A 15,452-nucleotide genomic window follows, 5' to 3' on the forward strand; every position below is an offset into this window, starting at 1 on the left:
AGTACAAGGAGACAACCCCATGGCCAGAGTCGTACGAGCCCACACACCGCTGGATGAAAGCCAGCTGCTGTTTCGCTCGATGCGCGGGACGGAGGGGTTGTCGCAGCTGTTCGAGTTTGAAGTCGACCTGCTGAGTCCCGATGCCGGCATCGACCTCAAGTCGATGCTCGGCAAGCCGCTGGTGCTCGAGATCCAGACGGCCGTGGCCGGTTCACCGCGCTTTCTCAATGGCCAGATAGTGCGTTTTGCGGCGGCAGGACGTGAGGGCGGCACCTCGCGCCACACGGTCTACCGCGCCACTGTGCGCCCGTGGCTCTGGTACCTGACGCGTTCGAGCGACAACAAGATCTTCCAGGACAAGTCGGTGGTCGAAGTCATCGAGGAGGTGTTCTCCGACTACGGCTTCGCCTATGAGAACAAGCTCTGCGAGAACTACCGGCAGTGGGAGTACTGCGTGCAGTACAACGAGAGCGACTTCGCCTTCGTGAGCCGTCTCATGGAACTCGAAGGCATCTACTACTACTTCAAGCACGACAGGAATCAGCACACGCTGGTGCTGGCCGACGACCTCAGTGCGCACGAGCCGACGCCGGGGTACGAGACCGTCGACTACTTCGCGGCAGACCGAGACATCAGCGAGGATCTGGAGGTCATCCGCGAATGGCAGCCCAGCGAAGAGATCCGCTCGGGCAGCTACACCGTCAACGACTTCAACTTCACCACGCCGAAGGGCGACCTTTCGAACGTGCGCGCCCAGCCGAGGCAGCACGACCACGCCGACCACGAGATATACGAATGGCTCGGCGACTATCCGTCGCCGGGCGACGGTGAGCACTACGCGCGCGTGCGGCTGGAAGAAGTACAGGCCCTCGCGCAGCGCAGTGCGGGCCATGCCACCGTACGCGGCATGGCGCCAGGCTACAGGTTCAATATGCGCAATTCGCCGCGCGGAGAGGACAACCAGGAACACTTGGTCGTTGCCGTTTCGTACGGCTTGCGCGAAGGCGGCTATGCGAGCGGTGCTGAGCCGGGTGAATACGATTTCAACTTCGTGGTGCAACCTACAGCGCTGCCGTTCAGGGCACCGCGCCAGACACCGCTGCCGCGCACGGGCGGACCGCAGACGGCGACGGTGGTAGGGCCCGAAGGCGAGGAGATCTGGACGGATGAATACGGTCGGGTGAAGGTGCAGTTTCACTGGGACCGGTATGGCCAGAGCAACGAGAACAGCTCGCGCTTCGTTCGGGTGTCGCACATCTGGGCGGGGGAGAGGTTCGGGGGAGTGTTCACGCCGCGCATCGGGCAGGAGGTGGTGGTGGACTTCATCGGCGGTCGGGTGGACCGACCGGTGATCGTGGGGCGCGTGTACAACGCCGACCAGATGCCGCCGTTCGCGCTGCCGGGCGAGGCGACGAAGAGCGGGGTGGTGACGCGCTCGAGCAAGGGCGGTTCGCCGGCGAACGCGAATGCGCTGGTGTTCGAGGATGCGATGGGTGCGGAGCAGATCCTGCTGCATGCGGAGCGCAACCTGGACACGGAAGTAGAGGCGGACGAGACGCACACGACGGGAGCGACGCGCACGACGCTGATCAAGGGGCACGAGTCGGCGACCTACGAGTCGGGCGAGGAGCGGCATATCACGGCGGGGGCAGTGGAGACCATTGACGGTGGCGAGGAGCGCACGGTGACTGGGGGCGCGACGGAGACGGTGACGGACGGCGAGAAGCGCACGATCACGGGCGGCGCGACCGAGACGATCACGGGGGGGGAGACCCGCACGGTGAACGGCGGCATCGTCGAGACCGTCAACGGCAGCGTGCAGCTGACGGTGAACGGCAGCACGATCCGGCTCGTGAGCGGCTCGGATATCCGCATCGTGGGCGGAGGGCGCATCGAGATCGTCAATGCCGTCGACACGAAGATCGTCCTCGGCCCCGACACGACCGTCGTCACTGGTCCCAAGATCGTGGACGCGCCCACGATCGTGCACAACGCCACCAACTACACGCTCAACACGAGCAACTACACGTTGAATGCCGATGTGATCGTCTACAACGTGCCGGACCACACGGTGAATACGGACAACCATTTCCACTGGCGCGAGAAAAACTATCACGCGTCATGGGTGAAGAAGTCCCAATTCACGGCGCAGGCCTACGACATCTACGCAATCAAGGTAATGCTGTCAGTGACGACCTTCACTTCGCTCAACGGGATCTTCGTCAACATGGCGGTGGTCAACTCCAACGAGAACATCTGGCAGAAGAAGATCGCGTTCGCCGATCTGAAGATCGTGGGCAAGCATCTGTCGAAAGGCGCTCTGCGCTTGGCCTACGGGGCGTTCTGGGTCCGCGGTAACTGAAGCGTTGGACGCGACGAAGAAGAACTCTTCGTCGGCTTCCGGGAAAAGGGCAGGAGAAGGAAAAGAGCACAAGGAGACACATTCATGGCCAGAGTCGTACGCGCACACACTCCTCTCGGGGACGACCAGTTGCTGTTCCGCTCGATGCGCGGAACGGAGGGCCTGTCGCAGCTGTACGAGTTCGAGGTGGATCTCCTGAGCCGGAATCCGACGGTCGATCTCAGGTCGATGCTGGGCAAGCCGTTGACGCTGGAGATCCTCACCGCCGGCCAGAAGCCGCGATTCCTGGATGGCCATGTGGTGCAGTTCTCCGCCGTCGGCCGCGAAGGCGGTACCGAGCGCCATACCGTCTACCGGGCCTCGGTGCGGCCGTGGTTGTGGTACCTCACGCGTTCGAGCGACTGCAAGATCTTCCAGAACAGGACAGTGGTGGAGATCCTCGAGGAAGTGCTCGGCGGCTACGGCTTTCCGTTGGAGAACAGGCTCTGCGGCAGTTACCGCCAGTGGGAGTATTGCGCACAGTACAACGAGAGCGACTTCGCCTTCGTGAGCCGACTCATGGAGCTCGAGGGCATCTACTACTACTTCAAGCATGAGAACGGCCGGCATACGTTGGTGCTCGCCGATGACGAGAGCGCGCACGAGCCGCTGCCCGACTACGACTGCATCGACCATTTCGCCATCGACCGTGACATCACCGAAGACATGGAAGTGATCCGCGAATGGCAGCCGGCCGAGGACTTGCGAAGCGGGCGCTACGTGGTGGACGACTACAACTTCACCACGCCCAAGGGCGATCTGATCACCGTGCGCAGCCAGCCTGGCGGCTACGACAACGCCGACCACGAGATGTACGAATGGCTCGGCGACTACCCTTCCGCGGGCGACGGCGAGCACTATGCACGCATGCGCCTGGAAGAGGCGCAATCGCTGGCGGTGCGCGGTGCGGGGCGCTCCACGGTGCGCGGCATGGCGCCAGGCGGCACGTTTGCCCTGCGCAACGCACCCCGTGGCGACGACAACCGGGATTACCTCGTGATCGCCGTGTCGTACGTGCTGCGCGAAGGCGGCTATGCGACCGGTGCGCAGCAAGGCAACTACGACTTCGACTTTGTCGTGCAGCCGGTGGACAAGCCGTTTCGCGCACCGCGCCAGACACCGCTGCCGCGCACGGGCGGACCGCAGACGGCGACGGTGGTAGGGCCCGAAGGCGAGGAGATCTGGACGGATGAATACGGTCGGGTGAAGGTGCAGTTTCACTGGGACCGGTATGGCCAGAGCAACGAGAACAGCTCGCGCTTCGTTCGGGTGTCGCACATCTGGGCGGGGGAGAGGTTCGGGGGAGTGTTCACGCCGCGCATCGGGCAGGAGGTGGTGGTGGACTTCATCGGCGGTCGGGTGGACCGACCGGTGATCGTGGGGCGCGTGTACAACGCCGACCAGATGCCGCCGTTCGCGCTGCCGGGCGAGGCGACGAAGAGCGGGGTGGTGACGCGCTCGAGCAAGGGCGGTTCGCCGGCGAACGCGAATGCGCTGGTGTTCGAGGATGCGATGGGTGCGGAGCAGATCCTGCTGCATGCGGAGCGCAACCTGGACACGGAAGTAGAGGCGGACGAGACGCACACGACGGGAGCGACGCGCACGACGCTGATCAAGGGGCACGAGTCGGCGACCTACGAGTCGGGCGAGGAGCGGCATATCACGGCGGGGGCAGTGGAGACCATTGACGGTGGCGAGGAGCGCACGGTGACTGGGGGCGCGACGGAGACGGTGACGGACGGCGAGAAGCGCACGATCACGGGCGGCGCGACCGAGACGATCACGGGGGGGGAGACCCGCACGGTGAACGGCGGCATCGTCGAGACCGTCAACGGCGACGTCCTGCTGATGGTCAACGGTACGGTTGTACGGCTGGTAACGGGTGCCGACATCCGCATCACGGGGAGCGGGCGGCTGGAGATCATCAATGCTCTCGACGGCAAGCTAGTGATCGGGCCGCATCTGACAACGGTGACCGGCACCAAGACCGTGTCCGCGCCGACGATGACCTACAACGCCACCAACTACATCATCAACACCACCAACTACACGCTGAACGCGAACGTATCGGTGTTTAATACGCCGAGCCAGACCAGCAATGCCGCGGACCAGTCCTGGCTCTACAAGCTGTGGAACGGCATCACCTACAAGCGATTCCGGATCTTCCTCCGGGCGACCGACGTCTACGGCGCCAAGGTTCAGCTCTCGGTGGCCAACACCATGCTCAACGTCGTCTTCGCGAACTGGTCGCTCCAGTTCATCATCGACGCGCCCATCGCGATGAAGACCCTCACGAAGGAACGTCATATCTTCGGATTGAAGATCGCGCAGCCGAGGGGAATCAAGTTCACCCTCAACAAGGCCACGAACCGGAAGTGAAGAGCCGACCCGCCGAAGCCGCAGGAAAGGAAAGCCGCCATGGACAGAATCGTCCGCGCCCATACCCCGCTGGGTGACGACCAGCTGCTGTTCCGCTCGATGCGCGGCAGCGAGGGGCTGTCGCAGCTCTTCGAGTTCGATGTCGAACTGCTGAGCACCGATGCCTCGATCGGTGCGAAGTCCCTGTTAGGCAAGCCGCTCGCACTCGAGATACGGACCGCGGGCGCACCGCGCTTCCTGCACGGGCATGTCGCGCGCTTCACCGTCGCCGGCCGCGAGGGCGGCAGGACACGCCACACGGTCTACCGCGCGGTGGTGCGCCCATGGCTGTGGTACCTCACCCGCACCAGCAACAGCCGCGTCTTCCAAGGCAAGAGCGCGGTACAGATCATTGCCGAGGTGCTGGATGCCTACGGCTTCGTGTTCGAGAACCGGCTCTGCGCGGACTACCGTGCCTGGGACTACTGTGCCCAGTTCAACGAGACAGACTTCGCCTTCGTCAGCAGGTTGATGGAGCTTGAAGGCATCTACTACTACTTCAAGCACGAGAAGAACCAGCATACGCTGGTGCTTGCCGACGACATCTCCGGCCACGACGAACTGCCCGACTACGCTTGCATCGACTGTTTTGCGGCCGACCGCCCCTTGGAGGACGATCTGGAGGTCATCGACGCCTGGCAGGCCAGCGCCGAGCTGCGCACCGGCAGCTACGCCGTGGGCGACTTCAACTTCACCATGCCCAAGGCCGACATGTTCAGCGCGCGGCAACTGCCGATCGGTGCGAGCCAGGATGGCCACGACATGTACGAGTGGATGGGCGATTACGCAGCGCCCGGCCAAGGCGAGCACTACGCACGCGTGCGCCTCGAGGAGGTTCAGGCCCTGTCGGAGCGAAGCGATGGCCATGCCACCGTGCGCGGCATGGCGCCCGGCTGGCGATTCACCATGCGGGGCGCGCCGCGCGATGCCGACAACCGCGAATACCTGCTGGTCTCGGTTTCGTACGACCTCCGCGAGGCCGGCTATGCGAGCGCCGAGGGCCGGGGCCGCTACAGTTTCGGTTTCGTGGCACAGCCCGCGGCCTTGCCCTTCCGTGCGCCGCGCGGCACACCCATGCCGCGAGCCACCGGCCCCCAGACCGCTACCGTGGTCGGCCCCGACGGACAGGAAATCTGGACCGACGAGTATGGTCGCGTGAAGCTGCAGTTCCGGTGGGACCGGCAGGGCCAGTCCAACCAGGACAGCTCGGCCTGGGTGCGTGTATCGCAAGCCTGGGCCGGGGACGGCTTCGGCACGGTGCACGTGCCGCGCGTGGGTCAGGAAGTGATGGTCGACTTCATCGGCGGACGCGTGGACCGGCCCATTGTGATCGGGCGCCTCTACAACACCGACCGCATGCCGCCCTTCGACCTGCCGGCGGAAGCGACGAAGAGCGGCATCGTGTCGCGTTCGACCCCCGGCGGTTCGCCCGCGGATGCCAACGCCATCGTGTTCGATGACATGATGGGGGCCGAGCAGGTGCTGCTGCATGCGCAGCGCAACCTCGACACCGAGGTCGAGGCCGACGAGATCCACACCACCGGCGGCACTCGCACCACGTTGATCAAGGGCCATGAGTCTTCCACCTTCGAGTCCGGCGAAGAGCGCCATATCACTGAGGGTGCCCTGGAGACCATCGACGGCGGCGAGACGCGCACCGTGACGGGAGGTGCGATCGAGCGCGTGTCTGATGGCGAGACGCGCACTATCACCGGCGGCGCCATCGAGACCATCAGCGGCGGCGAGCGGCGAACCGTCACGGGTGGCATCGACGAGACCGTCAACGGCGACGTGATCGTGACCGTCAACGGCGCGGTGCTGCGCCTCGTGACCGGCGCCGACATCCGAATCACGTGCGCGGGGCGAGTGGAAATCGTCAATGCCATCGACGGCAAGCTCGTGCTGGGCCCCGACAACACTGTGGTCACGGGGCCCAAGACGGTTACCGCGCCGGACATCACCTACAACAGCACCACGTCCGAGATCAACGTGACGAACTTCAAGCTCAACGCAACCGTGAGCGCCTACAACACCCCGACCCAGGTCATGAAGGGAGACACCGACAACTGGTGGCAGAGAATGATGATGGAGGGCACCAAGCGACAGGCGCTCGCGTATGCCTGGAGTTTCGACCGGTACGGCAACAAGATGCAGTTCTCTGGCGTGAACTGGCTGATCCAGAGCCTGTTCTTGAACATCTCCGGCGTCAACTGGCTGGAGGCCAAGTACAGGCCCAAGCTGAAAGCGCTGAAGAGGAAGAAGAGCGTCGTCACAGCCAACGCGGGCGGAACCGAGTCGACCAGCACCGGGCTGGAGAACAACACATGAGACGCGCGCGATCCGGCCCCGGAAAGCGGCAGACCGAAGGAGTTCTCACGTGCAGTGGGCCGACGTTCTCGGCATGAGCGTCGGCGACCTCGTGGCGCTGGCCGCCGTCGTGCTGGCCGCCGTCCTCATCGTCGGCAGCGTGATCACCAATTCGCGCTTCCGCGGCGAAGAGAAATTGTGGGAGCAGCTGCGTGCTCATGGGCGACGCACGGAGGCCGAGATCGTCGGAATCGCGCGCCCGCCCGACCGCCTCATCAAGCGTGGACGCCATGCGGCGGACATGGCTGCCGCGGAGCTTCGGCTGACATTCAGCGACGCCGCCGGCCAGCGCCACGACGCCAACGTGCGCACCTTCATCGACACCGAGCTGATCGCCAACTTCACCGCGGGCCGCAAGGTCCATGTAGTCCACTCGAATGACAAGCCGCCCCAGGTGGCGATCGACCGCGACCGCACGCAACTCGAGATACCCAGTACCGACTGATGAAGATCATCAAGCCGCTGCGCGTCAGCATGCTCACCCGCCCCTTTCCGAAGGACCAGCGCCACTGGCTCTCGATGACGGCCATCGCCATGACCGACAGCCTTGCCGCCGACGCGCGCCTGGTGCCGGAGCCCGAGGTGTGGAAGACCCTCGCCGCCGAACTGGGCAGTGATTTTGCGTTCGACGCGGGCATGCCCAAGGCCGGACCCGAATTCCTCGTTACCGGCAATGCCTATACGCACCACCAGCAGGACAAGACCCAGTGTGCTGTGTCGGTGCAGGTGCAGGGCCGGCGCAAGACGCTGCACGTATCCGGCGATCGGTTCTGGCTCGACGGACGGGCCACCGCGCCGCAGCCCTTCGATGCGATGCCCATCGATTGGGGCCATGCCTTCGGTGGACCGGGCCATGCGGAAAACCCTTTCGGCATCGGCACGAGCGACGAGGTCGTCAACGGACTGCGTACGCGACGCCTTCCCAACATCGAACTGCCGACGCAGCGCCTGAACCGGCCGGACGACGTCCGCGCCCCTGCGGGTTTCGGTGCCATGGACGAAACCCGTCCTTCGAGGGCCGCGCGCCTCGGGCGCAATTACGACGAGCATTGGAAGCAGCACCTGTTTCCGGGCTATGCCTCCGACATGGACTGGCGCTACTTCAATATCGCACCCGAAGACCAGTGGCTCACGCCGGCGGACGGCGGCCTGTCCGGTGCGGCCTTCGAAGTCGTCAACATGCACCCCACGCATCCTGTGCTGTCGGGGCGGTTGCCCGACTGGCGCGTGCGTGGCTTCGTGGTCCGCGGCGCGCATCATCCGCGCCCGCTGGACGGCGCGGTGCTGGAGGACTTTCCACTCACCGCGACGACAGCATGGTTCTTTCCGCACCTCGAGCGCGTGGCCCTGATCTTCCATGGCGTGACGCCGATCGCCGAGGACGACGCGGCAGACATCAGCCATGCGATGGTCGCGCTGGAGGAAGGCGCCGGGGCGCCACTTCCGCTCGAAGGTTATCGCGAGACGCTGGTCACGCGCTGCGAATCCGAAGACCGCGCGCTCTACTTCATGCGCGACGAGCAGCTGATACCGGAGCGCATCATCGGCCCTTGGCCGGATCTCGACGCGGCGATACCGCCACCGAGCCCGCTCAAGCGCAACATGCAGGCACGCGCGCAGCAGCTGAGCGCCGAACTGGACGCGAAGGCCCGCGCAGCCGGCGTGGACACTTCCGAGTACGAGCGGGCCGTGCCCGCGGATCCGGCCTTGCCCACGCTGCGAGAGCTGCCCGCCTTCATTGCGAAGATGCGCCAGTCGATCGCCGATCAACGCCGCAAGCTCGACGAGGCCCGCGAGGAAATCGACCGCGCGGCGAAGGCCAACGCGGTCGAGTCGCGAAAGGCCGGCTTCGACACCTCCACCTTCGTTGCCGAGGCGGCCTCTATGAAGCCCAAGGGCCCGCCGCGTTTCGACATGTGGCCGCGCGTCGAGCGGATGGCAGGCGACAACCATGCGGGCGGTGCGACCCCAATGACTGCCGAAGCCAGGGCGCAGATGAAGCGCATGATCGAAGGGGCGGACGAGAAGCTGCTCGCGAACTACCGGCGAACGGCCCAATACCAGGATGCCGCCGATCCCATGGCCTCGGAGGCGGCACAGCGCGTCCGCGAGCAGGTCGCGTCCATCCTGGCGGGCTCCCGCGATTTTTCCGGCATGGACCTGACAGGAGCCGATCTCTCCGGAATGGACCTTCGCGGCACGCGCTGGCACGAGACGCTGCTCGAAAGCGCGGACTTCACCGACAGCTGCCTCGACGAGGCCGACATGTCGCAGGCGCTGCTTGTGCGCGCCAGGTTCATGCGGACTTCGCTTCAGGGGGCGAACTTCGCCAAGGCCAACATGGCGCTGGTGCAGGCCGAATCGGCCGACTTCAGCCGGTCCCGCTTCGACGGGACCACGCTCGACCAGGTCCGCGCGAGCGGCTGCGATTTCGCCGAAGCGGCCATGGACAACCTGGTGCTGAGCCAGGCGCGTCTGGAAGGCTGCAGCTTCGAGGACGCCAGGCTCTCGTCCGTGGATTTCGACGATGGCACCGAATTGAGGGTGGTGCGCTTTGACCGCGCGCGCCTGCAAAAGGCATCGTGGATCGAATGCGCCGTGCAGGACCTGAGCTTCGCCGGCGCCCGGCTTGAAACCTGCGACTGGACGGACACCCGCTGCGACGGCGGCATCGATTTCTCGGCCGCACGGATCGACAGCACCTGCTTCGTGGGCGACGCGGTGCTGCGGCATGCCTGCTTCCGCAATGCCGCGCTGGTCGACTGCAGCCTGCGTGACGCGCGGCTCGACGAAGCCGACTTCACGCAGGCGAAGCTGGACAACAGCGACTTCTCGAATGCGTCGATGCGCGGTGCCGTACTGCACCGTGCTGACGCCGTGAACTGCATGTTCGTGCGCACCGATCTCACTGCGGCTTCGCTGGTCGACATCAACCTCATTGCTGCGAACCTCGACAAGGCCGTGCTGGTATCGGCCGACTTCCTGCGCGCCAACCTATTCCAGGCCGACCTCGGGCAGTGCTTGATCGACGACACGACCCGCTTCGACGAGGCCTACACCGAGCAGGTCAAGACGGTGCCACGGCGCAAGCCCGAAGAGAAGACCGCATGACACCCACGCGATTGCAGGCCATGGTCAAGGGCGGACAGGAAATCAGGGAGCGGTCATTGCGTGGTCTGGACCTGCGCGGGCTCGACCTCTCCGGTGGATTGTTCGCGCACAGCGATTTCACTGGCGTCGACTTGGAGGGCGCGAACCTGGAGGGGAGCGTGTTCGACGAATGCAGGTTGGAGGGCGCAGCCCTGAGGTCCGCCCACCTAGCCGACTGTGTCTTCAATGCCTGCGAGGCTCCTGGTGCTCTTCTGGACGATGCCGTGCTCCGGGACGTGACGTTCCATCGCTCGGACCTGTCGGGTGCGAGCATGCAGCGCGTGGATGCCGGCGTCGCCAGCTTCGATCACTGCACGCTCGACGGCGCATCCTTCCGCGGTGCGGTGTCGGAATCGTTGATCTTCTACGGTTGCACGCTCGATCGCACCGATTTCACGGGCACCTCGCTACCGAAGGCGACCTTCTACCAAGCCGACCTGCGCACCGCGATGTTCGCCGGATGTGACTTCGACAAGGCGATCTTCACCGAGTGCGACTTGTCGGGGCAGGTGATGAGCGGACTGCGCTTCGAGTCATGCCAGTTCACCGATGCCGATCTTCGTCACTGCGATTTCGAAGGTGCATCGCTTGCGCGCTGCAACTTCAAGGGCGCGCAGATGGAGGGGGTCAGCCTTCGGCGCGTCCAGGCGCCGCAATGCCTGTTCCCGTTCGTGCAGTTCGCGGACGGAGCGTGCGTAGCCGGCGTTTTCACGCAGAGCATCTGGATCGATGCGCAGCTTGAGAGGGCCGACTTCTCTTCGGCCGACCTGGAGCAATGCATCTTTCATCGCGCGCGTTGCGGCGAGGCCCGCTTCACGGAGGCCCGGCTCACATATGCGGATTTCTCCTACGCCGACCTGCACGATGCCGACTTCCGTGGTGCTACGCTGATGCGAACCAAGGTGCACCGCGCGTTGCTCGAGGGCACGCGCATTCCCGATCGGGGCGGCCTGCTGGCGAACGAGCCCGAGCTCTTCGCCGCCGAGGAGTTCTCCGCGCGCCGCCGCTTCGACCCATTGACGACGAATCGAGGTTCCTCATGACAGTCGCTTCGCTGAGAACAACACAAAGGCCTGCCGCGGCGGCCGTCGAGGGCGCGCAGCCGGCGGCTGCGCCGGGCGGAGTGGTCAACGCGCTGGGCGTGGTCGCCTCGGTGCTGCCGGGCGGCATCTACAGCGTCGAGAGCGATGGCCGTGTGCTGCGCTGCCTGCGCGCCGCCAGCTGCCTGCTGCGTCCGGAAATCGGCGACACGGTGCTGGTCAACGGTCCCGACGAACGCCGCCTCTATCTCACGGCGGTGGCCGAGCAGGCCCAGCCCGGCGTGGCGCGCGTCGAAGTCGAGGGCGACCTGATGCTCGCCTCGGTCCGCGGAGCGGTCAGCATGGAAAGCGCCACGCAGCTGAACTTGCGGGCGCGCCAGGGAACCACGCTGAGGGGGCCGCAGCTCGAGATCGACGCGGACGAGGCCCGCTGCCGCATCGGGCGGCTGGACTACAGCGGCGAGGAAGCCCGGGCGACAGTGTTCAGCATGCGGGTGATCGGGCGGGTCTACGAGGTCGTGGTGGACCGCCTGGTGCAGCTGAGCAAAAGCGCCTTCCGCATGACCGAAGGCATCGACCAGGTGCAGGCTGGACAGATCGACTACCGCGCGAGCGAGATGACACGGCTGCACGGCAAGAACACCGTGATCACAGCGCGAGACCTCGTCAAGGCCGACGCCAAGCAGATCCACATGGGCTGACCGCATTCCGGAAAGCCGCAAGAAACCCGCAAAGGAGAATCCGCATGTTTGCCAATTGCCAGCTCATGGGCGTCGACATTGCCTTTCCCGATGTCTGCAAATCGCCAATTGTTCCGATCCCGTGGCCGAACTTTGCGCTGGGATGCACCGCTATCCCGAAGGCCTGGAACATCCTCTACCTGTGCACGCCTGCGCACAACCTCGCGACCACCACGCCGCTGACCAACGGCGACAACGCCGGCGTGGGCCTGGGCGTCGTGATGCCGCGCGTGATGTCGGAGTCGCGACACACCATCGGAGCCTTCACGCTGCGCATCAAGGGTTCGCCGCAGACACGCGTGACCAGCCTCACGCGCCAGAACGGCGGCAACGCCTTCGGCATGCGCATCGTGCCTAGCCAACCCAAGATCCTCGTGCTGGCGGCTTGAGGCGCGGGTATCAGCCGTTGCGCGGTGACGCCGCCCCCGCCAGCGTCACCTGCTGCGGAAACCCCACCCACACCGCCAGCGCCGAGTAGTTGTCCTGCGAGTCATCGGCCTTGGCTTCAGCCGCGCGACGGATCAGCGCCAACCATTCCTCGGCGCTGTCGGCCAACTGCAGTGACCGCTCCATCACCTGCTGCGAGATCAGCTGCCAGAGCCCATCGGTGCACAGCAAGAATGCATCGCCATCGGCCAGCCGCTGCGGCGCGGTGATGGTCGCCTCGGCCGTCGCACGCGCACCTAGTGCGCGATACAGCAGATTGGTCTTCACCAGACGCTCGCCGCCGTTCTGGTGGCTCGCTGCAGCATCGCCAGAGCGCTCCGAAAGACTGTGATCCTCCGTGCGCTGCATCAGCGCACCGCGGCGGAACCAGTAGAGGCGGCTGTCGCCCACGTGCGCCCAGCAGGCCTGGTTCGTGATGCGGTCGACGAACAGCGACACGAAGGTCGCGCTCATGCGGCTCTGTTCGGTCAGCTCGCGCTGCTTCGCGAGGATGGCGTCGTTCGCGGCCTTCACGCAGCGCTGGATGTTCCCGGCGTCCAGCGAAGGCGCGATGACGAAGGTATCGAGCGCGGTGTCGACCGCGATGCGCGAGGCCAGCTCGCCGCCCGCGTTGCCGCCCACGCCGTCGCTCACCACGAAGCAGCCGTTGCGCTCGTCGAGGTGGTAGCCGATGGCGTCCTGGTTGCCGCTGCGCTCGCCGACGCAGGAGAACTGCGAGGTCGAGATCGGCACGGTGAATGAGGACGAAGAGCGTGTGGCTTCAAGCACGGCGCGCCTCCTTCAGCCGTTCCATTTCCTTGTCGTAGGCCTGCTGGAAGGCGCGGCCGAAGACGGCCTGGAAGTCGTCCTCGACGGCCGCGGTGGTCTCGGTGTGCAGCTGCTGCAGCTGGCGCCACAGGCGCGCTTCGCGGCCGCCGGGCAACAGCTTCTCGCCCAGGCTGCCATCGTGCGGAGTCTCGCGGCTGAGTGCTGCGGGGTCGAAGCGCTTGAGCAGCGTGAGCAGCGCCGCGCGCATGCCGGCGACCATGCCGAGCTGGTGCGACTGCAGGTCGCCGAGCGCGTCGTGCACGGCGGCCTCGGGCGGCAGAAAGCCGGGCATGCGTGCGCCGAACATCTGCATCAAGACGGCGCGACCGTTGGGCAGGATCTTGAACGGGTTGTTCTCCTCGTCCACGATCATCGTGATCTCTGCGCGCACCTCGCGCTTGAGCATGGCGCGCGAGGACAGCAGCTCGATCGTGCCGTCGGTGAAGGCGCGCATGATGCGGCCGAGTCGTTGCATGGCCTCGATGTCCAGCGGCTGCTGGCCGGCGACCTCGGGTACGCCGGCGCCTTCGAGGAAGGCCCTGAAAAGGGCTTCCGACGACGATGGCGGTGCGATTGCCGCTGTTTCAGGCTGCGGTGCTGCCGTCGCCGTTGTCGTCGACGCAACCGCCGTTGCGACGGGCGCTGCCACCGGGGCAGGCGCTGCTGCTACGACGGGCGGCGGCTCGGGCGTGATCTCCTGCACAACGGGGGCTGGCGCTGGCGCTGGCGGTGGCGGTGGTGCGGGAGGAGGGGGCGGCGGGGGAGGTGGTGGAACCGGTGCGGGCGGAGGCGGTGCCTCTGCTCTCGGCGGCTCGACGACAGGCATGGGTGCCGGTGCGGGCGTCGGCGCAGGCGCCGGCATCGCCACCGGATTCGGCGGACGGAACTGCGCCGCCACTTCGCGCGCATGGTTCGAGTGGCTGTAGCCCTGCACGGCCGGCCTGTTGTTCTGCAGCAGGTCGACCGCCGGATGCGTGTCGCCAGGCAGCAGCGGATCGGTGTGGGTCAGCGCCGTGGGGCGTGGATCGGAAAGAGGCGAATGCGCGCTCTCGTCGGATGCGAAGAAGGACAGCGGATCGACGCCGCGCTTCAGCGCCATGTCCGACATGTCGTTGGCGGCGCCGGGGTTCAGCTCGGCGAGCGGGTCGACCGGATTGCGGCGTGCCTGCGAGGGCAGCTCGAAGGGCTCGTGCGCCATCGGGTCGGGCATCGGCTCGGGCGTGCTGTCGATGCGGCGCGGCGCGTTGGCGAGGATGGCGTCCCAGTCCGCGGCCGAAGGCATCTGCGACGAGGCCGTGTTCGGGCTCGGCCTCTGCGGCTGCAGCGGAGGAGGTGCTGGCGGCTGCTGGTACTGCTGCTGAACGGGAAAGGGCGAAGCGAAAGCCTCGCTCGGTGCCGGTGTCGATGCCGGCGATGGCGCCGGCACGAATGCCGTCGGTGGCGGCACCGGCGGCGTTGCCTGTCGCGGCGATGGCATCGCCACCGTGGGCTGCGTGTCGCCGATGGGCAGCGCGCCCTCGCCGAACAGGTCGGAAAACACGTCGGACGAGCCGGAGGAAGGCAGCAGCGCATCGATGGGGCCGGCAGACATCGGCGCGGCCATCGGCGGCGGCGCGAACTGCGCGGGCACCGGCGAAGGCGCGAAGGCAGGAGGAGGCACGGGCGCAGGTGGAGGAGGTGGCATCGCAGCCATCGCCGGTGCGGCAACCGGCGCGGCGCGCAGCGCGCTCGAGGCCTCCAGCACATAGCTGCCGATCGCAACGCGGTCGCCGTCGCCCACGCGCGCTTCCTGCTCGTGCACGAGCGGTTTTCCGTTCACGCTGATGGGCAGCACCGCGCTCATGTTGCGCAGTACCGCCACGCCGTCGTCGTCGTAGCGCACGGTGGCCTGCAGGCGCGAGATCTGCCGCTGCTCGTCGGGCAGCACGAGGTTGTTGTCGGGGCTGCGTCCGATCGTTCCTCCGGGTGCGGCAAGCAATGCCGAAGGGCCCGTGGCCACCGGCCTGCCCGCGTGTTCGATCACTGTCCAACGCATGGCTTCTCCGTGTTGGTCTTCTCGCGACGCGGCGCCCGTGCGGCCGC

At 66.1% G+C, this 15,452-nt stretch carries 10 protein-coding genes; 8 read left to right on the forward strand and 2 right to left on the reverse strand.

The window, feature by feature from the left end; all coding sequences use genetic code 11:
* Positions 1-19: 19 nt before the first annotated feature.
* From BMY35_RS30645 to BMY35_RS30680, 8 genes are all read left to right on the forward strand, one after another.
* A complete protein-coding gene (locus tag BMY35_RS30645; RefSeq protein WP_093206777.1) occupies positions 20-2,362 on the forward strand; it encodes a type VI secretion system Vgr family protein in 2,343 nt (780 codons plus the stop codon).
* A gap of 84 nt (positions 2,363-2,446) precedes the next feature.
* Entirely contained in the window at positions 2,447-4,780 is a 2,334-nt protein-coding gene (locus tag BMY35_RS30650) for a type VI secretion system Vgr family protein (RefSeq protein ID WP_093206778.1), read from the forward strand.
* 39 nt (positions 4,781-4,819) lie between these two features.
* Positions 4,820-7,147, forward strand: a complete 2,328-nt coding sequence (locus BMY35_RS30655) for a type VI secretion system Vgr family protein (RefSeq protein ID WP_093206779.1) — start codon at positions 4,820-4,822, stop codon at positions 7,145-7,147.
* A 49-nt stretch (positions 7,148-7,196) separates the two neighbouring features.
* Positions 7,197-7,631: a hypothetical protein gene (locus BMY35_RS30660; protein ID WP_093206780.1), complete on the forward strand. Its 435-nt coding sequence runs from the start codon at positions 7,197-7,199 to the stop codon at positions 7,629-7,631.
* Positions 7,631-10,297: a DUF2169 family type VI secretion system accessory protein gene (locus BMY35_RS30665; protein ID WP_093206781.1), complete on the forward strand. Its 2,667-nt coding sequence runs from the start codon at positions 7,631-7,633 to the stop codon at positions 10,295-10,297. Before BMY35_RS30660 ends, BMY35_RS30665 begins: the two co-directional genes overlap by 1 nt.
* Entirely contained in the window at positions 10,294-11,379 is a 1,086-nt protein-coding gene (locus tag BMY35_RS30670) for a pentapeptide repeat-containing protein (protein WP_256230063.1), read from the forward strand. The genes BMY35_RS30665 and BMY35_RS30670 overlap by 4 nt, the downstream gene beginning before the upstream one ends.
* Complete coding sequence (locus BMY35_RS30675) at positions 11,376-12,077, forward strand: DUF3540 domain-containing protein (protein WP_177213749.1); 702 nt, start codon at positions 11,376-11,378, stop codon at positions 12,075-12,077. Before BMY35_RS30670 ends, BMY35_RS30675 begins: the two co-directional genes overlap by 4 nt.
* A gap of 44 nt (positions 12,078-12,121) precedes the next feature.
* A complete protein-coding gene (locus BMY35_RS30680) occupies positions 12,122-12,505 on the forward strand; it encodes a DUF4150 domain-containing protein (RefSeq protein ID WP_093206783.1) in 384 nt (127 codons plus the stop codon).
* A 10-nt stretch (positions 12,506-12,515) separates the two neighbouring features.
* Here the strand turns inward: BMY35_RS30680 and BMY35_RS30685 are convergent, their stop codons facing one another.
* Entirely contained in the window at positions 12,516-13,331 is an 816-nt protein-coding gene (locus tag BMY35_RS30685) for a PP2C family protein-serine/threonine phosphatase (RefSeq protein ID WP_093206784.1), read from the reverse strand.
* Entirely contained in the window at positions 13,324-15,405 is a 2,082-nt protein-coding gene (gene tagH, locus BMY35_RS30690; protein ID WP_093206785.1) for a type VI secretion system-associated FHA domain protein TagH, read from the reverse strand. The genes BMY35_RS30685 and tagH overlap by 8 nt, the downstream gene beginning before the upstream one ends.
* Between the last annotated feature and the right edge of the window lie 47 nt (positions 15,406-15,452).

The organism is Variovorax sp. YR750, assembly GCF_900109805.1.
GTDB lineage: Bacteria > Pseudomonadota > Gammaproteobacteria > Burkholderiales > Burkholderiaceae_C > Variovorax > Variovorax gossypii.